Source organism: Pseudomonas sp. B21-054 (assembly GCF_026016345.1).
Lineage (GTDB): Bacteria > Pseudomonadota > Gammaproteobacteria > Pseudomonadales > Pseudomonadaceae > Aquipseudomonas.
In genome coordinates, this window is the sequence record NZ_CP087204.1 from 6,741,312 (window position 1) to 6,762,704 (window position 21,393).

Genomic DNA, 21,393 nt, shown 5'->3' on the forward strand with positions numbered 1-21,393 from the left:
TCTTCAGTATTCACTGGATCGAGTGTGGGAGCGAGCTTGCTCGCGATAGCGGCCTCGAAGGCGCCGCCGGATCAGGCGCCAGGTACGAAGTGTTTCTGCGCCGTGCCGCGGGCGATCAGGCGGGAGATGTAGTCGAGCTTCTGCGGGTCTTTGTCGACGAAGCGGAAAGTCAGCTGCAGCCATTCGCTATCGGGGGTCTGTTCATGGGCGACGATGGCGTGCAGGTAACCATTGAGGCGAGCGGTTTCAGCGTTGTCGCCCTGCTCCATGTCCAGCACTGCGCTTTCGAGCACTTGCGGCAGGGTGTCGGTGCGTTTGACCACCAACAGCGCTTCCTTGAGGCTCAGGGCCTTGATCACGCATGGCTGGGTGCCGCTGGACAGGCGCAACTGGCCCTGGCCACGATTGGCGGTCGGCGCGGAGGCGGCCGGGGCTTTGACGGGCGGGCTGTTGAGCAAGCCGCGGGCCGGCGCAGCGGCGGCGGGAGCGGCAGCTGCAACCACGGCGGGTTTGGCAAAAGGGTTCACCGCGGGCGCCGACGCCACTGCGGCAACCGGAGCCGCCTTACCGCCGGTCAGGGCGCTGAGGGAGTCATTGCCAAATGCCGAATTCATTTTGGTCGGGGCGCTGTTCATCAGGGTGTCGAGCTTGCCGACCTTGTGCAGCGCTTGCTTGACCTTGCCCAGCAGTTGCTCGTTGGTGAACGGCTTGCTGACATAGCCGGAAACGCCGGCCTGAATCGCCTGGACGACGTTTTCCTTGTCACCCCGGCTGGTGACCATCACGAACGGCATGCCCTTGAGGTTGTCCTGCTGACGGCACCAGGTCAGCAGTTCCAGGCCGGACATTTCCGGCATTTCCCAATCGCACAGCACCAGGTCGAACGCCTCACGGGCCAGCATGGACTGGGCTTTCTTGCCGTTCACGGCGTCTTCGATGCGGATGCCCGGGAAGTAGTTGCGCAGGCACTTCTTCACCAGGTCACGAATGAACGAAGCATCGTCCACGACCAACACACTGACCTTACTCATCCAGATACACCTCTAAAAAATCCCGGCAAGCATACCGCTTTTACTGATGGCACATTGCCAAAAAACCTTCAGTCACGCCGGGACTCTTCGTTCGCGGGGTGCTGCTGTCGATTAAAAAGGCCACAAAAAAAAGCCCGGCCAGAAGGCCGGGCGCTTTTCTCGGGCAATCTTACTTATCGTCAGTTTCGCCCGGAACATTAGCAGTTTCGGACAGCGTGCCCTCAACTTCTTCCTTCATTCGCTTGAGTCCCAAGTGCCGTACATCGGTACCGCGCACCAGATAGATCACAAGTTCCGAGATGTTGCGCGCATGATCGCCGATACGCTCCAGGGAACGCAGCACCCAGATGATACTCAGCACCCGGGAGATGGAGCGCGGGTCTTCCATCATGTAGGTCGCCAGCTCGCGCAGGGCCGTCTTGTATTCGCGGTCGATGATTTTGTCGTACTGGGCCACCGAGAGCGCCAGGTCGGCGTCGAAGCGGGCGAAGGCGTCCAGGGCATCGCGGACCATGTTGCGCACCTGGTCGCCAATGTGGCGAACCTCGACGTAGCCGCGCGGCGCTTCACCTTCTTCGCATAACTGGATGGCGCGACGGGCGATCTTGGTGGCTTCGTCGCCGATCCGCTCCAGGTCGATCACCGACTTGGAAATGCTGATGATCAAGCGCAGGTCGGACGCGGCCGGCTGACGGCGGGCCAGGATGCGCAGGCATTCCTCGTCGATGTTGCGCTCCATCTGGTTGATCTGGTCGTCGATCTCGCGCACTTGCTGGGCCAGGCCCGAATCGGCCTCGATCAGTGCGGTCACCGCGTCGTTGACCTGCTTTTCCACCAGCCCGCCCATGGCCAGCAAGTGACTGCGCACTTCCTCCAGCTCGGCGTTGAACTGTGCGGAAATGTGGTGAGTAAGGCCTTCCTTCGAAATCATCTTGTTCGCTCCGCGAAAGTTGCAAGCTTCAAGCTGCAAGCTTCAAGCAGTTAAATGTTGATCCTGATAGCGCAGTGCGGCTATGCAGTTGCCTCGACTAGCCGTAGCGACCAGTGATGTAGTCTTCGGTCTGCTTCTTGGCCGGATTGGTGAACAGGGTGTCGGTGTCGCCGAATTCCACCAGTTTGCCCATGTACATGAACGCGGTGTAGTCCGAAACCCGGGCCGCCTGTTGCATGTTGTGGGTGACGATGACGATGGTGAACTTGGACTTGAGCTCGTAGATCAGCTCTTCGACTTTCAGCGTCGAGATCGGGTCCAGGGCCGAGCAAGGTTCGTCGAGCAGCAACACTTCCGGTTCCACGGCGATGGTGCGGGCAATCACCAGACGCTGCTGCTGACCACCGGACAAACCCAGTGCCGACTCATGCAGGCGATCCTTGACCTCATCCCACAACGCCGCGCCCTTGAGCGCCCACTCCACCGCTTCGTCGAGGATGCGTTTCTTGTTGATGCCCTGGATCCGCAGGCCGTAGACCACGTTCTCGTAAATGGTTTTCGGGAACGGGTTGGGCTTCTGGAACACCATGCCTACCCGGCGGCGCAGCTCGGCCACGTCCTCGCCCTTGCGGTAGATGTTGTGGCCGTAGAGGTTGATTTCACCCTCGACGCGGCAACCGTCCACCAGGTCGTTCATGCGGTTGAAGGTGCGCAGCAAGGTCGACTTGCCGCAACCCGACGGACCGATGAACGCGGTGACGCGCTGTTTCGGGATGTTCAGGCTGACGTCATACAGCGCCTGCTTCTGGCCATAGAACAGGCTCAGGCCGGGCACTTCGATGGCGACGGTTTCCTGGGCCAGGTCCAGGCTTTGCTTGTCGCGGCCCAGGGCCGACATGTTGATGCCGCGTGCTTGTACTTCGTGTTGCATGGGAGGCTCCCTGTGCTAACAAATTCGGTTCGGAACGCCGTTACGGCGGCTCCATAAAATTCCAGTGAACGCCGATCAGTGTGGGAGCGAGCTTGCTCGCGAAGGGACCACCAAGGCCGCCAAAAGCTTCGCGAGCAAGCTCGCTCCCACAGGATCCGCGTGGACCATTAACTATCCAGTGCCTTGTACTTCTCGCGCAGGTGGTTACGGATCCACACCGCCGACAAGTTGAGCGTAGCGATCACCAGCACCAGCAGCAGCGCCGTGGCGTATACCAGCGGTCGCGCCGCTTCGACGTTGGGGCTCTGGAAGCCCACGTCATAGATGTGGAAGCCCAAGTGCATGATTTTCTGGTCCAGGTGCAGGTACGGGTAGTTCCCGTCCAGCGGCAGCGACGGGGCCAGTTTCACCACGCCCACCAGCATCAGCGGTGCCACTTCACCGGCAGCGCGGGCCACGGCGAGGATCATGCCGGTCATCATTGCCGGGCTCGCCATGGGCAGCACGATCTTCCACAGTGTCTCGGCTTTGGTCGCACCGAGGGCCAGGGAGCCTTCGCGCACGGTCCGCGGGATCCGCGCAAGGCCTTCTTCTGTGGCCACGATCACCACCGGCACCGCCAGCAGCGCCAGGGTCAGGGACGCCCAAAGCAGGCCCGGGGTACCGAAGGTCGGTGCAGGCAAGGCTTCGGGAAAGAATAGACGGTCGACCGAACCACCCAGCACATAGACAAAAAAGCCCAGGCCGAACACCCCGTAAACGATGGCCGGCACCCCCGCCAGGTTGTTCACCGCAATGCGGATCAAGCGGGTCATCGGTCCTTGGCGAGCGTATTCACGCAGGTACACCGCCGCCAGCACGCCGAACGGGGTCACGATCATGGCCATGATCAGGGTCATCATCACTGTGCCGAAGATCGCCGGGAAGATCCCGCCTTCGGTGTTGGCTTCACGAGGGTCGTCGCTGAGGAATTCCCAGACCTTGCTGAAATAGAAACCGATCTTGGTGAAGGTGCCCATGCCATTCGGCTGGTAGGCGTGCACCACTTTGCCGATGCCGATTTCCACTTCCTTGCCGTTGGCGTCGCGGGCGGTCAGGCTGTCACGGTTGAACTGTGCGTGCAGGTCGGACAGGCGCGCCTCGATGTCTTTGTAACGGGCATTGAGTTCGGCGCGCTCGCTTTCCAGGTCGGCTTGGGCGGTCGCATCGAGCCTGCCCTCCAGCTCCAGTTTGCGACCGTGCAGACGGATGCGCTCCAGGCCGGCGTTGATCGCGCCGATGTCGACTTTTTCCAGGGTCTTGAGTTGGGCGGCCAACTGGTTGACGCGCTCTACGCGGGCCTGCAGTTGCGGCCAGGCGGCCTCGCCTTCGGCGATGACCTTGCCGTCTTCCTTGACGTTGACCAGGTAGCCGTAGAAGTTGCCCCACTCACGACGCTCGATGGCCATCAGCTCTGGCGGCGTGGTCTGGTTGGTCAGCCAATCGCCGACGATCCAGGTGAAGTCGGTGCCGTTCAGGTCTCGGTTACCGACCTTGACCAGCTCGCGGGTCATGAACTCGGGGCCTTCGTCCGGCACCGGCAGGCCGGCGCTCTTCAGGCGCTCGCGAGGTACTTCTTCTTTCTGCACAACTTCGCCGACCACCAGGTGCGCAGGCATGCCCGGCACGTTGTAGTTGGCGTGGATCAGGTCCGCCGGCCAGAAGTGACCCAGGCCGCGCACAGCGATCACCGCCAGCAGGCCAATGGTCATGATGACTGCGATGGACACCGCGCCACCGCTGATCCAGACGCCGGGGGCGCCGCTCTTGAACCATCCTTTCAGGGAGTTCTGTTTCACAGACTTCTACCTTTCTTAAAGCGACGAATATTTCTTGCGCAGACGCTGACGGATCAGCTCAGCGAGGGTGTTCATGACAAAGGTGAACAACAGCAGCACCAGCGCCGAGAGGAACAGCACGCGGTAATGGCTGCCGCCGACTTCCGATTCGGGCATTTCCACCGCCACGTTGGCCGCCAGGGTGCGCAAGCCTTCGAACAGGTTCATCTCCATGACCGGCGTGTTACCGGTGGCCATCAGCACGATCATGGTTTCACCCACCGCACGGCCCATGCCGATCATCAGCGCCGAGAAGATGCCGGGGCTGGCGGTGAGGATCACCACGCGGGTCATGGTCTGCCACGGCGTGGCACCGAGGGCCAGGGAACCCAGGGTCAGGCCGCGCGGCACGCTGAACACGGCGTCTTCGGCGATGGAATAGATGTTCGGGATGACCGCGAAGCCCATCGCCAGGCCGACCACCAGGGCGTTGCGCTGGTCGTAGGTGATGCCCAGGTCGTGGGAGATCCACATGCGCATGTCGCCGCCGAAGAACCAGGCCTCCATGTACGGACTCATGTACAGCGACAGCCAGCCGACGAACAGGATCACCGGGATCAGCATCGCGCTTTCCCAGCCCTCCGGCACCTTCAGGCGGATGGCTTCAGGCAAGCGGCTGAACACGAAACCCGCCACCAGGATGCCAATCGGCAGCAACATCAGCAGGCTGAAAATGCCCGGCAGATGCCCTTCGACGTACGGCGCCAGGAACAGGCCGGCGAAGAAGCCGAGAATCACCGTCGGCATCGCTTCCATCAGCTCGATCACCGGCTTGACCTTGCGGCGCATGCCCGGCGCCATGAAGTAGGCGGTGTAGATCGCTGCGGCAACCGCCAGCGGCGCAGCCAGCAGCATCGCGTAGAACGCGGCTTTCAGGGTGCCGAAGGTCAGCGGCGAAAGACTCAGCTTGGGTTCGAAGTCGGTGTTGGCGGCGGTCGATTGCCAGACGTATTTAGGCTCGTCGTAGTTTTCGTACCAGACCTTGCTCCACAGCGCGCTCCACGACACTTCCGGGTGCGGGTTGTCCAGCGTCAGCGGTTGCAGCTTGCCGCCTTGCTCGACGATCAGGCGGTTGGCCCGAGGCGACATGCCGAACAGGCCTTGGCCATCGACCACCTGGTCTACCAACAGGGTGCGATGAGCGGTGCTGTGGAACACGCCAAGCTTGCCGGCCGCGTCGAGGGCGACGAAGCCTTTGCGACGTTCTTCGGCGCTGATCTCGACGATGGGCGCACTGCCCATCTGGAAGGTACGAATCTGTTTGAAGCGCATTTCGCCGTCTGGATCGCGGGCCATGAACCACTGGGCCAGGCCACCCTTGGAATCACCAACGATCAATGAGATCCCGCCCACCAGCTGGGTCGCGGCGGTGACTTGGGCTTCGCCGTTTTCCAGCAACTTGTAACGACCGTTGAGGCTCTTGTCCCGCAGGCTGAACACGTCAGCCTGGGCCCGGCCGTTGACCACATACAGCCATTGCTGGCGCGGGTCGACGAAGATGTTTTTCACCGGTTCAGTCATCTGCGGCAGATCGATACGCGTCTGCTCACTGGTGACTTCACCGGTCATCATGTTTTCTTCGCTGCTGAGGGACAGCACTTGCAGCTGGGCACCGCTGGAACCGGCCAGCAGCAGGGTCGAATCGGTGGCGTTGAGGCTGACATGTTCCAGAGGCGCACCCTGCTCGTTCAACGCGATGGGCGTCTCACCGTAGGGGTATTCGATGGCCGGCGAGATGGTTTTCTTGCCGTCCGGGTAGGTGACGTTATAGGTGTGACGGAATACCAGGGCCTGGCCGTTGGACAGACCGATTGCCACCAGCGGATGGCCGGGCTGATCTTCGCCAATGGAAGTCACGCTGGCACCGGCGGGAATCGGCAGGTCGACACGGCGCAGCTCGGCGCCACTGCTGAGGTCAAAAAACAGCGCCTGGCCCTTGTCGGAAACCCGCATGGCCACCTGGTTCTGCTCTTCGATGGAGATCATCAGGGGTTTGCCGGCGTCTTGCATCCAGGCCGGGGTGATCGAGTCCTTGGCGGTCAGGTCCGCACCCTGGAACAGGGGCAGCACCACGTAGGCCAGGAAGAAGAAAATCAGTGTAATGGCGGCCAGGACGGCGAGGCCGCCGACCAGCACGTACCAGCGGGTCAGGCGATCCTTGAGCGCGCGCATACGGCGCTTGCGTTGAAGCTCAGGCGTATTGAAGTCAATGCGCTTGGGAGGGGAAGTCGTAGTCATTGTGGAGTTGGCCAGATCATTCATGCGCACACCCTAGCGATCCTGTATGACAGAAAGATGACAGTGAAGTGACGCAACAAATCCGCCGCCAGCTAGAAGCGGCAGCGGACGGAAAATTCGTGTCTGTGGGAGCGGGCTTGCTCGCGAAGGGGCCAGCACATTCGACATGGATGCCGACTGATCCACCGCATTCGCGAGCAAGCCCGCTCCCACAGAGAGTCCGGGCGTTGGCCCGGGCTCAGGTGTTACTTCTTGGCGACGTTGCCGCCTTCCGACAGCCCCAGGTCAGCCAGGGCCTTGGCGGCTACTTTGGCTGGCACTGGGATGTAGCCGTCCTTGACCACGACTTCCTGGCCTTGCTTGGACAGGATCAGCTTCACGAACTCGGCTTCCAGCGGGGCCAGAGGCTTGTTCGGCGCTTTGTTGACGTACACGTAGAGGAAACGCGACAGCGGGTACTTGCCGTTCAGGGCGTTTTCTTCGGTGTCTTCGATGAAGTCAGTGCTGCCTTTCTTGGCCAGGGCCACGGTCTTCACGCTGGCGGTCTTGTAGCCGATGCCCGAGTAACCCACACCGTTCAGCGAGCTGCTGATCGACTGCACGACCGAAGCCGAGCCGGGTTGTTCGTTGACGTTGGGCTTGTAGTCGCCTTTGCACAGGGCTTCTTCCTTGAAGTAGCCGTAAGTGCCGGATACCGAGTTACGACCGAACAGTTGCACCGGCTTGTTGGCCAGGTCGCCGGTCACGCCCAAGTCACCCCAGGTTTTCACGTCGGCTTTAGCGCCGCACAGGCGAGTGGACGAGAAGATCGCGTCGACCTGTTCCATGGTCAGGTGCTGGATCGGGTTGTCCTTGTGCACGAATACAGCCAGGGCATCCACGGCCACCGGGATAGCGGTTGGCTTGTAGCCATACTTCTGCTCGAAGGCTTGCAGTTCGTTGTCCTTCATCTTGCGGCTCATCGGGCCCAGGTTGGCGGTACCTTCGGTGAGTGCGGGCGGCGCGGTGGAGGAACCGGCGGCTTGAATCTGGATGTTTACGTTCGGGTATTCTTTCTTGTAGTTCTCAGCCCACAAGGTCATCAGGTTGGCCAGGGTATCGGAGCCGACGCTGGACAGGTTCCCCGACACACCAGTGGTCTTGGTGTAGCTCGGGATCGCAGGGTCAACAGCGGCAACCGCGTTGGCAGTCGCAACGCCAGCAGCGACAAAAGTCATTGCCGCCATCAAACGCTTCAGTTTCATGCCTTACTCCTAGCAGATAGGGTGTGTTAAGTCGGCCAAGTATCGGTAGGCCGTGTGAACACTCTATGGCTGAAATATGACAATTGGATGAAAGGCCAGCATTGAGCTTACAAGATGTTGTGGCGAGGGGATTTATCCCCGCTGGGCTGCAAAGCAGCCCCAATGGCTGGACGCAATCAATCTGAAACACCGAGGCGCGCTGGCTTGAGGGCCGCTTCGCAGCCCAACGGGGATAAATCCCCTCACCACAGAAGCCTGTTCAGCGCCCCCTAGCGCCCCTTCTTCCAGAGATAACCACCCACCGCAATCCCGATACCGCAGATCACCGCCACATAATAGGCCGGCCCCAGCGGGCTTTCCTTGAGCAGCAGGGTGACGATCATCGGGGTGAGGCCGCCGAAGATCGCATACGCCAGGTTGTAGGAGAACGACAGGCCGCTGAAGCGCACCACGGCCGGGAAGGCCTTGACCATGACATAAGGCACTGCGCCGATGGTACCCACCAACAGCCCGCTCAGGGCGTAGAGCGGAAACAGCCACTCGGGGTGGTCGAACAGGCTGTGGTAGAAGGTCCACGAGGTGATCAACAGCAACGTGCTACCGAAGACAAATACCCGCCCGGCGCCGAAACGGTCAGCCAGCACACCAGAGCCAATGCAACCAAAGCTCAGGAATACGATCGCCAGGCTGTTGGCCTGCAACGCGGTGGTCGGACTGAAGTGGTAAACGGTCTGCAATACCGTCGGGGTCATCAGGATGATCACGATGATGCCGGCCGACAGCAGCCAGGTCAGCAGCATCGAAATCGCGATGGCGCCGCGATGGTCGCGCAGCACGGCTCGCAGCGGTATTTCCTCGGCCAGGGCCTTGCGCAGTTGCAGCTCGGCGAACACTGGGGTTTCGTGGAGCCAGCGGCGCAGGTACACCGAAAACAGACCGAACACACCGCCCAGCAGGAACGGAATCCGCCAGGCGTAATCCGTCACTTCCACCGGCGTATAAATGCTGTTGATGGCTGTGGCCACCAGCGACCCCAGGAGAATCCCCGCGGTCAGGCCGCAGGTCAGCGTGCCGCAGGCATAGCCGATGTGGCGCGCCGGAACGTGTTCGGAAACGAAGACCCAAGCCCCCGGCACTTCGCCGCCAATGGCCGCGCCCTGGATCACCCGCATCAGCAACAGCAGGATCGGTGCCCACATGCCGATCTGGGCATAGGTGGGCAACAGGCCCATGATCAGGGTCGGCACAGCCATCATGAAAATGCTCAAGGTGAACATTTTCTTGCGCCCCAGCAGGTCGCCGAAGTGGGCCATGATGATCCCGCCCAGCGGCCGGGCCAGGTAGCCGGCGGCAAAAATACCGAAGGTCTGCATCAAACGTAGCCACTCGGGCATTTCGGCCGGGAAGAATAATTTGCCGACCACGGTGGCAAAGAATACGAAAATGATGAAATCGTAGAACTCCAGCGCACCGCCCAAGGCTGAAAGCGACAGGGTCTTGTAATCGTTGCGGGTCAGTGGACGTGCGGGTTGTGCGGGCGTCGCTGTGCTCGAAGGCGCAGAGGTCATGGCAAGGGCTTCTCTTATTAGTCGGTTCTGCAACCCTGACAACACGGGTTGGGGCCTGGGCAGGTTCGGCACGATAACAAATTGTTCGAAAAAGCACATAGAGGTGCGTAATTGACGGTCGAAATCAGAACCCAGTGGTCGTCTCGACGTCTATCGCCCGATATACTCGCAACGTTGCACCACTCTGTAAGGGGTTGCTGTGCGAAAACGTCGTTGGTGACGAAGTAATAGAACCAGCCGGTTTCGCAGAGTATCCCTTTGGCACGCCTTTACGAAAAACGTGACGAACGTAGTCAGTTCGGGCTGAATCGTTTTTTTCAAGGACGGCTATTCACCTGAAGCACAAGACAGCGTTACGGGTCAGAGGCCCCTCGGCATGATAGAGCTCGAACAAGAAGATCCAATCCCGCAAGGCGACCTGGCCCTGCAAATCACCGCGCTCCCTCGCGAGACCAACGGCTTCGGCGATATTTTCGGCGGCTGGCTGGTGTCCCAGATGGACCTGGCCGGCACCGCCATGGCCAGCAAAGTGGCTGGCGGACGCGTGGCCACCGTGGCGATCGATCGCATGGCCTTCCTGGTGCCGGTGGCGGTGGGTGCGCAGCTGTCCTTTTATACCCAAGCCCTGGAAATCGGCCGTAGTTCGATCCAGATGATGGTCGAGGTCTGGAGCGACGATCCGCTGTCCAGTGAATGGCGCAAGGTGACCGAGGCGGTATTTGTCTTCGTCGCCATCGACGGCAGTGGTCGTACCCGCTCGGTTCCGCCGCGCGCCCGTTAAACACGGCGGCCGTTTTGCGGTCCATTGCAGTTCCTGTTCCTGAGCGAGATTTGCAACATGCCAACGCCCCATGTCGAAGCCGTTAAACTGGATGAACTGAACGGCTGGCGTATCCGCCACGGTCAGGCCGAGTTACTGGTGACCCAGCAAGGCGCGCACATCCTCAGCTATCAAGTGGACGGCCAGCCGCCGCTGATCTGGCTCAACGACCAGGCCACATTCAAGGCCGGCAAGAGCATCCGCGCCGGCGTGCCAGTGTGCTGGCCGTGGTTCGGCAACCTGACGCGCAACCCCGACAGCGTGCAGGCCATGCGCGTGACCAACGACGCAGCCACGGCCCACGGCCTGGTGCGGGCGATGGATTGGGAATTGAAGGGCATCGAAGCCGAAGGCGAAAGCCTCAAGGTGGAGTTCGTGCTGCCCTACCCTGAAAACGGCCTCTCGGGCTGGCCTCATCAGGTGGACCTGACGCTGACCATCGTGATGGACGAGCAGCTGCATATCCGCCTCACCAGCCATAACCGTGGTAGCGAAACCGTCAGCCTCAGCCAGGCGCTGCACAGTTACTTCGCCGTGAGCGATGTGCGCAACGTGCAGGTCGAAGGGGTGGATGGCTTGAGCTACATCGAGACCCTGGACGACTGGAATACCCACACCCAGGCCGGCGACCTGACATTTGCCAGCGAGACCGACCGCATCTACCTCGATACCCCGCCGACGCTGAGCATCATCGACCCGCACTGGGAACGACGGATCGAACTGACCAGCAGCGGTTCGCGCACGGCGGTGATCTGGAACCCGTGGACCGAACGCGCCAAGGCCTTCAGCGACATGGCCGACGACGGCTGGCAGCGCATGCTGTGCATCGAGACGGCGAATGTGATGGACGATGTGGTGACGTTGTTACCCGAGGCCAGCCATACCCTTGGCGTGAGCATCCGCAGCAAGCCGCTCTGAGCCACACATAAAACCATTGTGGGAGCGAGCTTGCTCGCGATAGCGGTGTATCAGTCAACGCAGATGTTGTCTGTCGGTCCGCTATCGCGAGCAAGCTCGCTCCCACATTAGATCCATGCCAAATTTACTGACACCTACAAATCCGCCTCCTGCACCACCCTCACCTTCTCCGCCTCCAGCGCATACGCCGCGCTGGCCAGGTCATTGTCGACCTTTTCGATCTTCAGCATGCCGGTCACCCACAGCGGCGTGTAGATGTCGTCCAGCTTCAGGCCCTTGGGGTAGCGCACCAGCACCAGTTGATTCGGCGGCGGTGGCGGGACGTGGATGCAGGCGCCGGGGTAAGGCACCAGGAAAAACAGCGTGCTGCGGCCCTTGGCGTCGGTTTCCAATGGCACGGGGTAACCGCCGATACGAATGTGTTTGTCGTTCATCGACGCCACGGTCTTGGTCGAATACATCACCGCCGGCAAGCCTTTGCTTTGTTTCAGGCCACCTTTTTCGGTGAAGGTGCCGCTGGCCTCGGGGGAGTCGTGGTCGATCTCGGGCATGGCTTCGAGGGCTTTCTGGTCCGACTTGGGCATCAATTCGAGCCAGTCGGTTTCCGGCAGTTCGGCGGCATGGGCCAGGCCGCTGCCCAGAAGAATAAGGGTCAACACTAGACGGCGCATGAAAGAGCTCGGCAATGGAGGAAAGGTAAAACGCCGGGCATTTTAGCCCTCTCTGCGCGCCCGCAGAGAGGGCTTTGACGCATTTGGATCAGTTTCTTTTGATCAGGCCGTAGATCACCAGCAGCACCACCGCGCCCACCAAGGCACCGATGAAGCCAGCGCCTTGGCCAGCCTGGTAGATGCCCAAGGCCTGGCCGCCGTAAGTGGCTGCCAACGAACCGCCGATACCGAGCAGGATGGTCATGATCCAGCCCATGCTGTCATCGCCCGGTTTCAGGAAGCGCGCCAGCAGGCCAACGATCAAGCCGATAAAGATGGTTCCGATGATTCCCATGGCATTTCCTCTCTCATTGAGTCGCTAAGCCAAAGCCCGTTCAGGCTTTGGCACTTAGCCATGAGAGAGATTAGCCGACGAATGGTTCCACCGTCGTTCCAGATTATTGCTCGGCGATCAGCGTCTCGACCTTGATGATCTGCTGGGCCAGCGTGGCCCGGTCAGCACAACGCAGGTTGGCGTGACCGACCTTGCGCCCGGCCTTGAACGCCTTGCCATAGTGATGCAAGTGGCAGTCGGCAATGGCCAGGACTTTCTCGGTGTCCGGGACCTTGCCGATGAAGTTGAGCATCGCGCTTTCACCCACCTTGGCGGTCGACCCCAGCGGCAGCCCGGCCACCGCCCGCAGGTGGTTTTCGAACTGGCTGCACTCGGCGCCTTCGGTGGTCCAGTGCCCGGAGTTGTGTACCCGCGGGGCGATTTCGTTGGCCTTGAGGCCGCCGTCCACTTCGAAGAACTCGAACGCCATCACGCCGACATAGTCCAGTTGCTTGAGCACCCGGCTGGAATAGTCCTCGGCCAGGGCCTGCAACGGATGATCGGTGCTGGCGACGGACAGCTTGAGGATGCCGTCCTTGTGGGTGTTGTGCACCAGCGGATAGAAGCGGATTTCACCATCGCGGGCACGCACGGCGATCAGCGAGACTTCCCCGGTGAACGGCACGAAACCTTCCAGCAGGCAGGCCACGCTACCCAACTCGGCAAACGTGCCGACCACGTCTTCTGGTTTGCGCAGGACTTTCTGGCCCTTGCCGTCGTAGCCCAGGGTGCGGGTCTTGAGCACGGCGGGCAGGCCGATGGCGGCTACGGCGGCGTCCAGGTCGGCCTGGGACTGAATGTCGGCGAAGGCCGGGGTGGGGATGCCCAGGTCCTTGAACATGTTCTTTTCGAACCAGCGGTCACGGGCGATGCGCAAGGCTTCGGCGCTCGGGTAGACCGGGACGAACTGGGACAGGAACGCCACGGTTTCGGCCGGAACGCTTTCGAATTCGAAGGTCACCAGGTCGACTTCGTCGGCCAATTGGCGCAGGTGATCCTGGTCGCCATAGTCGGCCCGCAGGTGTTCACCCAGCGCGCTGGCGCAGGCGTCCGGTGCCGGGTCCAGGAAAGCGAAGTTCATCCCCAGCGGCGTACCCGCCAGGGCCAACATGCGACCCAACTGGCCGCCACCGATTACACCGATCTTCATTCGTCAACAACCTCAGGCAATGCGTGGGTCTGGATTGTCCAGGACGCTGTCTGTCTGCTCAGCGCGGAATTTTTTCAACACGGTATGAAACTGTGGATGCTTGGCGCCCAAGATGCTCGCCGAGAGCAGGGCCGCGTTGATCGCGCCGGCCTTGCCGATGGCCAGGGTCGCCACTGGAATGCCCGCCGGCATCTGCACGATCGACAGCAGCGAATCGACGCCCGAGAGCATCGACGACTGGACCGGCACGCCCAGCACCGGCAGGTGGGTCTTGGCCGCGCACATGCCTGGCAGGTGGGCCGCGCCACCGGCACCGGCGATAATCACCTCGATGCCACGGGACTCGGCCTCTTCGGCGTACTGGAACAGCAGGTCCGGGGTACGGTGGGCGGAAACCACTTTCACCTCGTAAGGGATGCCGAGCTTTTCCAGCATATCGGCGGTGTGGCTAAGGGTGGACCAATCGGACTTGGAGCCCATGATCACGCCAACCAGTGCACTCATCGTCGTGCCTCTTCTCTCTGGGCGCCCGCAGGCGCGTCAAAAAACAACAAGCCACGCAGGAAACCGGCGTGGCTTGTTGTACGAATAATGGCCGGGCGAACCGACCGAAGGCCGGGCAGTATACCGAAAATGGTGCGTTAAACGCACTTTCGCCGACCATCTGTCATTTGGGGTGAAGTGGCGGTTTTATTGACTCGCAGGTCAGCGTGGGAAAGCATGAACCCCTGTGGGAGCGGGCTTGCTCGCGAATGCGGAGTGTCAGTCGCCACCTACATGACTGACACTCCGCATTCGCGAGCAAGCCCGCTCCCACCAGGGGTCCTATGTTGTCTTCAGGCCCCGCCCACACCTTGCGCCGCACCGCCTTCGAGCTTGCGCCACAACAACCGCACATTGGCCTTGCGCACCAGGGCGCAGCGGTACAGGCGGATTTCCAGGGGGACGTGCCATTGCGGGCCGCCACAGATCACCAGTTCGCCCCGGGCCAATTCAGCGCGCACGCTCAGGTGCGGCACCCAGGCGATGCCCAGGCCTTCCAGGGCCATGCTTTTCAGGCTGTCGGCCATGGCAGTCTCGTAGACCGTGGTGAAACGCAACGCCCGCTGGCGCAACAACTGGTTGACCGAGCGGCCGAGAAACGCGCCGGCGCTGTAGGCCAGCAGCGGCACGCTGGCCTCGCCTTCCGGGTCGAACAGCGGGTTGCCGTTGGCATCGGCGGCGCACACCGGGAGCATTTCGGTCTGGCCCAGGTGCAACGACGGAAAGATCTCCGGATCCATCTGCATCGCCGAATCCGGATCGTAGAAGGCCAGCATCAGGTCGCAGCCGCCTTCGCGCAATGCATGGACCGCATCACCGACGTTGGTCGCCACCAGCCGCGTGGCGATGTTCATCCCCTCGTTGCGCAATTGCGCGATCCAGCGCGGGAAGAAGCCCAGCGCCAGGGAGTGGGCCGCCGCCACCTGAATGACTTCGCCCTGCCCGCCCTCCAGATGATGCAAATGACGCAGCACTTCACCCAATTGCTCCACCACCGTACGCGCCGTCACCAGGAACAACTGCCCCGCCGCCGTCAGCTCGACAGGCGTACGGGAGCGGTTGACCAGGGTCAGCCCGAGCGCCGCCTCGAGGCTGCGGATTCGCCGGCTGAAAGCCGGCTGCGTCACGAAGCGCCGCTCGGCCGCCTGGGAGAAACTGCGGGTCGCGGCCAGGGCACTGAAATCCTCGAGCCACTTGCTTTCAAGATTCATCACGTCCTCCCGTTACACGCACCAAAACAGGTCACACGTTCGCCGCACTGCCAACGTCACACCGGCATTATGCCGAATATGCATAGGCCAGTGTTTAACAGCATTGGCCCTAATTTTTTCGAAAGCCTAGGATTCACAGCGTTCCGGCTCAGACCGGGTCCTTATCGAGATGATTTCTATCATGTCCTCCGCTGCATCATTCCGCACAGAAAAAGACCTGCTTGGCGTACTCGAAGTACCGGCGCAAGCGTATTACGGCATCCAGACCCTACGAGCGGTAAACAACTTCCGTCTCTCCGGCGTCCCGATCTCGCATTACCCTAAATTGGTGGTCGGTCTGGCAATGGTCAAACAGGCCGCCGCTGACGCCAACCGCGAGCTGGGCCAGCTCAGCGAAGCCAAGCACGCCGCCATCAGCGAAGCCTGTGCACGATTGATCCGCGGCGATTTCCACGAAGAGTTCGTGGTGGACATGATCCAGGGCGGCGCCGGTACGTCGACCAACATGAATGCCAACGAAGTCATCGCCAACATCGCGCTGGAGGCCATGGGTCACCAGAAAGGCGAGTACCAGTACCTGCACCCGAACAACGACGTGAACATGGCGCAGTCCACCAACGACGCCTACCCGACCGCGATCCGCCTGGGTCTGCTGCTGGGTCACGACGCGTTGCTGGCCAGCCTCGACAGCCTGATCCAAGCGTTCGCCGCCAAGGGTGAAGAATTCAGCCACGTCCTGAAAATGGGCCGCACCCAGCTGCAGGACGCTGTGCCGATGACCCTCGGCCAGGAATTCCGCGCCTTCGCCACCACCCTGAGCGAAGACCTGGCGCGCCTGAAAACCCTGGCGCCTGAACTGCTCACCGAAGTGAACCTGGGCGGCACCGCCATCGGCACCGGCATCAACGCCGACCCGCGCTACCAAGCCCTGGCCGTACAGCGCCTGGCGACCATCAGTGGCCAGCCGCTGGTTCCAGCCGCCGACCTGATCGAAGCCACTTCCGACATGGGCGCCTTCGTGCTGTTCTCCGGCATGCTCAAGCGCACCGCGGTCAAGCTGTCGAAGATCTGCAACGACCTGCGCCTGCTGTCCAGCGGCCCGCGCACCGGCATCAACGAAATCAACCTGCCCGCTCGCCAGCCAGGCAGTTCGATCATGCCCGGCAAGGTCAACCCGGTCATCCCGGAAGCGGTCAACCAGGTTGCGTTCCAGATCATCGGCAACGACTTGGCCCTGACCATCGCGGCCGAAGGCGGCCAACTGCAGTTGAACGTGATGGAACCGCTGATCGCCTTCAAGATCTTCGACTCGATCCGCTTGCTGCAACGGGCCATGGACATGCTGCGCGAGCATTGCATCGTGGGCATCACCGCCAACGAAGCACGCTGCCGCGAACTGGTCGAGCACTCGATCGGCCTGGTCACCGCCCTGAACCCGTACATCGGTTATGAAAACGCCACCCGCATCGCCCGCGTCGCCCTGGAAAGTGGCCGTGGCGTGCTGGAACTGGTGCGCGAAGAAGGCTTGCTCGACGACGCCATGCTCGACGACATCCTGCGCCCGGAAAACATGATTGCTCCGCGTCTGGTCCCGCTGAAAGCGTGATCGACGCGACCATTGCTCACCAGGTCGAGGGACTAGACACCTCTCACCTTTTGAGGGCTTGGGGTTCTTCCCCAAGCCCTTTTTTTAATTGATAGCCACAAAGGATGACCGAACCTGTAGGAGGGAACCTGCTCGCGATAAACGACGGTGCGCTGCCCGTTATATACCGCATCGTCAGCCATCGCGAGCCAGTTCGCCCCCACGGAAACCTGACCGGACGGCCAGGAGCTTCAAAGGGTCCGTTTCGTCGGACGCACCACAATCGTGCAGACGAGTGCCGCACTGATGGGTATAGTGCCGCCCCTCTTCGCGTGAGCGGTCGTCAGTAGCGAGACCCTAAACATGCGAAAACCGAACTAATAACAAACCCGCGAAAATGGACCGGGACGAAATATCGCCTTACCTGTCGAACCGCCCAAGGGCCGATGTAACGCGATGTTTCCAAATGGCCAGCATTTGCTTAAACAAAAAATAGCGAGGAATACTCATGCTTGAAGTCATCAACGACTTCCTTTCAGGGAAAGTGCTGATCGTGCTCATTGTCGGGCTCGGTGGCTACTTCACGATCCGCTCGCGTTTCGTCCAGTTCCGTCATTTCTTCCATATGTTCACGGTGTTTCGTGACAGCCTAAAAAGCAGCACTGACCAGCTCAGCTCGTTCCAGGCCTTGATGCTCAGCCTGGCCGGTCGTGTTGGCGCGGGCAACATCGCGGGCGTCGGCATCGCCGTGACTCTCGGTGGGCCTGGTGCGGTGTTCTGGATGTGGGTGACCGCACTGGTCGGTATGTCCAGCAGCTTCTTCGAATGCTCCCTCGGCCAGCTCTATAAGCGCTGCGACTCCGAAGGCCAGTACCGTGGCGGCCCGTCCTATTACATCCAGCACGGCCTGCAGAAACGCTGGTTGGGCATGATCATGGCGTTCTTGTTGCTGGTCACCTTCGGCTTCGCCTTCAACGGCCTGCAAGCCCACGCGGTTACCCATTCCCTGAACAACGCCTTCGGCTTCGACACCACCTACACTGGCCTCGGCCTGGCGGTGCTGCTGGGTCTGGTGTTCATCGGCGGAATCAAGCGCATCGCCAAAGTTGCCGACCTGCTGGTACCGGTCAAGACCCTGGCGTATATCGCCGTGACCCTCTACGTGATCGTGCTGCAATTCGACCACGTACCGGGCATGCTGGCGACCATCGTCAAGAGCGCCTTCGGTCTGGACCAGGCTTTCGGCGGCCTGATCGGCAGCGCCATCGTCATGGGCGTCAAGCGTGGCGTGTTCGCCAACGAAGCCGGCCTGGGCAGTGCGCCTAACGTCGCCGCCGTGGCGTCGGTCGAGCACCCGGTGGCACAGGGTGTGGTTCAGGCGTTCAGCGTATTCCTGGACACCTTCGTGATCTGCACCTGCACCGCGCTGTTGATCCTGCTGTCGGGTTTCTACACCCCTGGCTTCGAAGGCGACGGCATTGCCCTGACCCAGAACTCCCTGGCGGCGGTAGTGGGTGACTGGGGCCGGATTTTCATCTCCGTGGCGCTGTCGTTGTTCGTGTTTACCTCGATCCTCTACAACTACTATCTGGGCGAGAACAACCTGCGCTTCATGATCGGCGACAACCGCAAGGCGCTGATGGGTTACCGCGCGCTGGTGCTGGTCCTGATTTTCTGGGGCGCCATCGAAAACCTTGGCACCGTGTTCGCCTTCGCCGACATCACCATGACGCTGCTGGCGTTCGTGAACCTGATCGCGCTGTTCCTGCTGTTCAAGGTCGGCATGCGCATCCTGCGTGACTACGATGACCAGCGTTCGGCCGGCATCAAGGTTCCGGTCTTCGACTCCAGCAAGTTCCCGGACCTGGATCTGGACCGCAAGGCCTGGCCTGCCAATCCGTCGGCACCGGTTGCCCAGCCTGACGCCGCTACGGCTGGCGTGACCGCAGCGCAACGCTGATCGGTAACAAGCTGTCTGGAAAAAACCGGACGCATCCCCTGCGTCCGGCGTGACACAACCTAAGGTCGGCGTCATGCTCGGCCTTATGTTGTGGCGGCGAAGTAAAGCTGCCGTTTTCGTCCTCGGAGAACAACCATGAACCCCTCGACCTACCCTGCCGCCCAGCACGTCATGGTGCTCTACACCGGCGGTACCATCGGCATGCAGGCCAGCGCCCACGGCCTGGCCCCGGCATCCGGTTTCGAAGCGCGGATGCGCGACTACCTGCACAGCCAACCGGAACTCGTCATCCCGTCATGGCGTTTCCGGGAAATGTCGCCGCTGATCGACAGCGCCAACATGACCCCGGCCTATTGGCAGCAACTGCGCGAAGCGGTGGTCGATGCCGTGGATGTGCAAGGCTGCGACAGCGTGTTGATCCTGCACGGCACCGACACGCTGGCCTACAGCGCGGCGGCGATGAGCTTTCAATTGCTCGGCCTGCATGCGCGGGTGTGTTTCACCGGCTCCATGCTGCCCGCCGGCGTGACCGACAGCGACGCCTGGGAAAACCTCAGCGGCGCGCTGGTCGCCCTCGGCCAGGGCCTGGCTCCGGGGGTGCATCTGTATTTCCACGGCGAGCTGCTGGAGCCGACCCGTTGCGCCAAGGTGCGCAGCTTCGGTCGTCACCCGTTCAAGCGCCTGGAGCGCCAAGGTGGCGGCGCCAAAGCCGCTTCGCTGCCGGCACAGTTGAATTACAACCAGCCCAAGCAAGTGGCGAATGTCGCCGCGTTGCCGCTGTTCCCCGGCATCAGCGCAGAAATCCTGGATGGCTTGCTTGGCAGCGGTATCCGGGGCCTGGTGCTGGAGTGCTACGGTAGCGGCACCGGGCCGAGCGACAACCCAGCCTTCCTCGCCAGCCTCGAGCGGGCGCGGGACAGCGGCGTGGTGGTCGTGGCGGTAACCCAATGCCATGAAGGTGGCGTGGAACTGGACGTGTACGAGGCCGGCAGTCGCTTGCGTGGCGTCGGCGTGTTGTCCGGCGGCGGCATGACCCGCGAGGCGGCGTTCGGCAAGCTGCAGGCGTTGATTGGCGCAGGGTTGCCGGTGGAAGAGGTGCGGCGGCTGGTTGAGCTGGACCTGTGCGGTGAGCTTATCTGACACCCGACAAACCCTGTGGGAGCGAGCTTGCTCGCGATAGCGGATTTATAGTCAACATCAGCGTCGACTGACACACCGCCATCGCGAGCAAGCTCGCTCCCACATTGGGTGTTGTGTTGAACTTCCGATTTTCATCCGGCATACAACTTGCTCCGTTTCCAGCCTCCCCAGGCTGGAAACGGACATGCTTCATTCCCACCTCACCACTCTCAACGCCGTCTCCCTGGTGCTCAACGCCTTCAAAAACGAAGGCCTGTCCAGTGACGCACTGCTGGCCGGCAGCGGCATCAGCGCGGCGGATCTGAGCCGGGCCGACACGCGCATCACCACCAACCAGGAAATGCAGGTCTGCGCCAACGCCGTGGCCCTCAAGCGTGACATCGGCCTGGAACTGGGCCTGCGCATGCACGTATCGTCCTACGGCATGCTCGGCTATGCCCTGCTCACCAGTGCCACCTTAGGTGACGCTTTACGCCTGGCGCTGCGCTATCCGGCGCTATTGGGAACACTCTTCGAGCTGAACCTGGAAGAAGACGATGAGGTGGTCTGGCTCAGCGCCAGCGATTATCGAGAGAACCCGACCCTGGCGGTATTCAACGCCGAGTTCTGCATGGTTTCGTTGAAAGTCATCTGCAATGACCTGCTCGGCCATGTGCTGCCGTTACGCGCGGCGCGTTTCGAACATCCGGCGCCCGATTACCAGGCGCGCTACGGAGCGCTATTCAATTGCCCGATGCGCTTCGACAGCGTCGATAACGCCTTCGCCTTCGACCGCCACTGGCTCGAACAGCCCCTGCCCCTGGCCGATCCCATCACCCACCACGCCATGGCCGAACGCTGCCGCCGACAGAACACCGAATTCACCGGGCGCCAGGCCTGGCTGGGGCGGATTCGCCAGTTGCTCAGCGCACAACTGGACGCCGCCCCCGGCCTGGAAGGCCTGGCCGCGCAAATGAACTGCTCGGCGCGCACCTTGCGCCGGCACCTCAAGGAGCAGGGTTGCAGTTATCAGGAGCTGCTCGACGAACTGCGCTTCGAGCGGGCCAAGCAGATGCTCTGCGAGGATCAATTGCCGATCTATCGGATTGCCGAAAGGCTCGGCTTCAGTGAAACGGCCAGCTTTCGCCATGCGTTCGTGCGCTGGAGTGGGGTGGCGCCGAGTCAGTTCAGGTCTTGACCTCCCCCCGGTAACCGCCATTTTC

18 protein-coding genes are annotated in these 21,393 nt (G+C 61.5%); 6 read left to right on the forward strand and 12 right to left on the reverse strand.

Annotation, left to right across the window (positions count from 1 at the left end; translation table 11 throughout):
• Positions 1-71: 71 nt before the first annotated feature.
• The 7 genes from LOY70_RS29495 to LOY70_RS29525 form a co-directional block, all read right to left on the reverse strand.
• Positions 72-1,031, reverse strand: a complete 960-nt coding sequence (locus LOY70_RS29495; protein WP_123414114.1) for a response regulator — start codon at positions 1,029-1,031, stop codon at positions 72-74.
• 169 nt (positions 1,032-1,200) lie between these two features.
• On the reverse strand, positions 1,201-1,962 hold the full coding sequence (phoU, locus tag LOY70_RS29500; RefSeq protein ID WP_025216204.1) for a phosphate signaling complex protein PhoU: 762 nt from the start codon (positions 1,960-1,962) through the stop codon (positions 1,201-1,203).
• A 97-nt stretch (positions 1,963-2,059) separates the two neighbouring features.
• Complete coding sequence (gene pstB, locus LOY70_RS29505) at positions 2,060-2,893, reverse strand: phosphate ABC transporter ATP-binding protein PstB (RefSeq protein WP_025216205.1); 834 nt, start codon at positions 2,891-2,893, stop codon at positions 2,060-2,062.
• A 167-nt stretch (positions 2,894-3,060) separates the two neighbouring features.
• Positions 3,061-4,731 carry a phosphate ABC transporter permease PstA gene (pstA, locus tag LOY70_RS29510; protein ID WP_123344982.1) on the reverse strand — a complete coding sequence of 557 codons (1,671 nt, stop codon included), beginning with the start codon at positions 4,729-4,731 and terminating at the stop codon, positions 3,061-3,063.
• 15 nt (positions 4,732-4,746) lie between these two features.
• Positions 4,747-6,780 carry an ABC transporter permease subunit gene (locus tag LOY70_RS29515; protein WP_265038232.1) on the reverse strand — a complete coding sequence of 678 codons (2,034 nt, stop codon included), beginning with the start codon at positions 6,778-6,780 and terminating at the stop codon, positions 4,747-4,749.
• Between the two features lie 473 nt (positions 6,781-7,253).
• Positions 7,254-8,252 carry a phosphate ABC transporter substrate-binding protein PstS gene (locus LOY70_RS29520; RefSeq protein ID WP_265032140.1) on the reverse strand — a complete coding sequence of 333 codons (999 nt, stop codon included), beginning with the start codon at positions 8,250-8,252 and terminating at the stop codon, positions 7,254-7,256.
• Positions 8,253-8,521: 269 nt separating this feature from the next.
• Positions 8,522-9,820 carry an MFS transporter gene (locus tag LOY70_RS29525; RefSeq protein WP_265032142.1) on the reverse strand — a complete coding sequence of 433 codons (1,299 nt, stop codon included), beginning with the start codon at positions 9,818-9,820 and terminating at the stop codon, positions 8,522-8,524.
• Between the two features lie 376 nt (positions 9,821-10,196).
• Between LOY70_RS29525 and LOY70_RS29530 the strand changes: the two genes are divergently transcribed.
• Both LOY70_RS29530 and LOY70_RS29535 read left to right on the forward strand, forming a co-directional pair.
• Positions 10,197-10,601 carry an acyl-CoA thioesterase gene (locus tag LOY70_RS29530; RefSeq protein WP_003177184.1) on the forward strand — a complete coding sequence of 135 codons (405 nt, stop codon included), beginning with the start codon at positions 10,197-10,199 and terminating at the stop codon, positions 10,599-10,601.
• A 57-nt stretch (positions 10,602-10,658) separates the two neighbouring features.
• Positions 10,659-11,558 (forward strand): D-hexose-6-phosphate mutarotase, encoded by a 900-nt coding sequence (locus LOY70_RS29535; protein ID WP_265032147.1) that lies wholly within the window; start codon positions 10,659-10,661, stop codon positions 11,556-11,558.
• Between the two features lie 134 nt (positions 11,559-11,692).
• Here the strand turns inward: LOY70_RS29535 and LOY70_RS29540 are convergent, their stop codons facing one another.
• The 5 genes from LOY70_RS29540 to LOY70_RS29560 all read right to left on the reverse strand — a co-directional run bounded on the left by LOY70_RS29540 (position 11,693) and on the right by LOY70_RS29560 (position 15,506).
• On the reverse strand, positions 11,693-12,229 hold the full coding sequence (locus LOY70_RS29540; protein WP_265032149.1) for a DUF3299 domain-containing protein: 537 nt from the start codon (positions 12,227-12,229) through the stop codon (positions 11,693-11,695).
• A gap of 88 nt (positions 12,230-12,317) precedes the next feature.
• Positions 12,318-12,563, reverse strand: a complete 246-nt coding sequence (locus LOY70_RS29545) for a GlsB/YeaQ/YmgE family stress response membrane protein (protein WP_003196372.1) — start codon at positions 12,561-12,563, stop codon at positions 12,318-12,320.
• Between the two features lie 103 nt (positions 12,564-12,666).
• Positions 12,667-13,752, reverse strand: coding sequence for a 5-(carboxyamino)imidazole ribonucleotide synthase (locus LOY70_RS29550; protein WP_265032152.1), 1,086 nt, complete (start codon positions 13,750-13,752; stop codon positions 12,667-12,669).
• A 12-nt stretch (positions 13,753-13,764) separates the two neighbouring features.
• Positions 13,765-14,256: a 5-(carboxyamino)imidazole ribonucleotide mutase gene (gene purE / locus LOY70_RS29555; RefSeq protein WP_003187060.1), complete on the reverse strand. Its 492-nt coding sequence runs from the start codon at positions 14,254-14,256 to the stop codon at positions 13,765-13,767.
• Between the two features lie 332 nt (positions 14,257-14,588).
• Positions 14,589-15,506, reverse strand: a complete 918-nt coding sequence (locus LOY70_RS29560) for a LysR substrate-binding domain-containing protein (RefSeq protein ID WP_265032155.1) — start codon at positions 15,504-15,506, stop codon at positions 14,589-14,591.
• Between the two features lie 181 nt (positions 15,507-15,687).
• Between LOY70_RS29560 and aspA the strand changes: the two genes are divergently transcribed.
• The 4 genes from aspA to LOY70_RS29580 all read left to right on the forward strand — a co-directional run bounded on the left by aspA (position 15,688) and on the right by LOY70_RS29580 (position 21,368).
• The gene (gene aspA, locus LOY70_RS29565) at positions 15,688-17,112 is read left to right on the forward strand and encodes an aspartate ammonia-lyase (RefSeq protein WP_003196363.1); all 1,425 of its coding nucleotides are present in this window, start codon (positions 15,688-15,690) and stop codon (positions 17,110-17,112) included.
• Between the two features lie 487 nt (positions 17,113-17,599).
• Positions 17,600-19,051, forward strand: a complete 1,452-nt coding sequence (locus tag LOY70_RS29570) for an alanine/glycine:cation symporter family protein (RefSeq protein WP_265032158.1) — start codon at positions 17,600-17,602, stop codon at positions 19,049-19,051.
• Between the two features lie 135 nt (positions 19,052-19,186).
• A complete protein-coding gene (locus tag LOY70_RS29575; protein WP_265032159.1) occupies positions 19,187-20,191 on the forward strand; it encodes an asparaginase in 1,005 nt (334 codons plus the stop codon).
• A 184-nt stretch (positions 20,192-20,375) separates the two neighbouring features.
• Positions 20,376-21,368, forward strand: coding sequence for an AraC family transcriptional regulator (locus LOY70_RS29580; protein ID WP_265032161.1), 993 nt, complete (start codon positions 20,376-20,378; stop codon positions 21,366-21,368).
• Positions 21,369-21,393 lie beyond the last annotated feature (25 nt).

What these genes read in the sequence shown, in the direction of transcription:
- LOY70_RS29495 (WP_123414114.1), bottom strand. Translation starts at nt 1,031, where the DNA reads ATGAGTAAGGTCAGTGTGTTGGTCGTGGACGATGCTTCGTTCATTCGT.
- phoU (WP_025216204.1), bottom strand. Translation starts at nt 1,962, where the DNA reads ATGATTTCGAAGGAAGGCCTTACTCACCACATTTCCGCACAGTTCAAC.
- pstB (WP_025216205.1), bottom strand. Translation starts at nt 2,893, where the DNA reads ATGCAACACGAAGTACAAGCACGCGGCATCAACATGTCGGCCCTGGGC.
- LOY70_RS29515 (WP_265038232.1), bottom strand. Translation starts at nt 6,780, where the DNA reads ATGCAAGACGCCGGCAAACCCCTGATGATCTCCATCGAAGAGCAGAAC.
- LOY70_RS29520 (WP_265032140.1), bottom strand. Translation starts at nt 8,252, where the DNA reads ATGAAACTGAAGCGTTTGATGGCGGCAATGACTTTTGTCGCTGCTGGC.
- LOY70_RS29525 (WP_265032142.1), bottom strand. Translation starts at nt 9,820, where the DNA reads ATGACCTCTGCGCCTTCGAGCACAGCGACGCCCGCACAACCCGCACGT.
- LOY70_RS29530 (WP_003177184.1), top strand. Translation starts at nt 10,197, where the DNA reads ATGATAGAGCTCGAACAAGAAGATCCAATCCCGCAAGGCGACCTGGCC.
- LOY70_RS29535 (WP_265032147.1), top strand. Translation starts at nt 10,659, where the DNA reads ATGCCAACGCCCCATGTCGAAGCCGTTAAACTGGATGAACTGAACGGC.
- LOY70_RS29540 (WP_265032149.1), bottom strand. Translation starts at nt 12,229, where the DNA reads ATGCGCCGTCTAGTGTTGACCCTTATTCTTCTGGGCAGCGGCCTGGCC.
- LOY70_RS29545 (WP_003196372.1), bottom strand. Translation starts at nt 12,563, where the DNA reads ATGGGAATCATCGGAACCATCTTTATCGGCTTGATCGTTGGCCTGCTG.
- LOY70_RS29550 (WP_265032152.1), bottom strand. Translation starts at nt 13,752, where the DNA reads ATGAAGATCGGTGTAATCGGTGGCGGCCAGTTGGGTCGCATGTTGGCC.
- purE (WP_003187060.1), bottom strand. Translation starts at nt 14,256, where the DNA reads ATGAGTGCACTGGTTGGCGTGATCATGGGCTCCAAGTCCGATTGGTCC.
- LOY70_RS29560 (WP_265032155.1), bottom strand. Translation starts at nt 15,506, where the DNA reads ATGAATCTTGAAAGCAAGTGGCTCGAGGATTTCAGTGCCCTGGCCGCG.
- aspA (WP_003196363.1), top strand. Translation starts at nt 15,688, where the DNA reads ATGTCCTCCGCTGCATCATTCCGCACAGAAAAAGACCTGCTTGGCGTA.
- LOY70_RS29570 (WP_265032158.1), top strand. Translation starts at nt 17,600, where the DNA reads ATGCTTGAAGTCATCAACGACTTCCTTTCAGGGAAAGTGCTGATCGTG.
- LOY70_RS29575 (WP_265032159.1), top strand. Translation starts at nt 19,187, where the DNA reads ATGAACCCCTCGACCTACCCTGCCGCCCAGCACGTCATGGTGCTCTAC.
- LOY70_RS29580 (WP_265032161.1), top strand. Translation starts at nt 20,376, where the DNA reads ATGCTTCATTCCCACCTCACCACTCTCAACGCCGTCTCCCTGGTGCTC.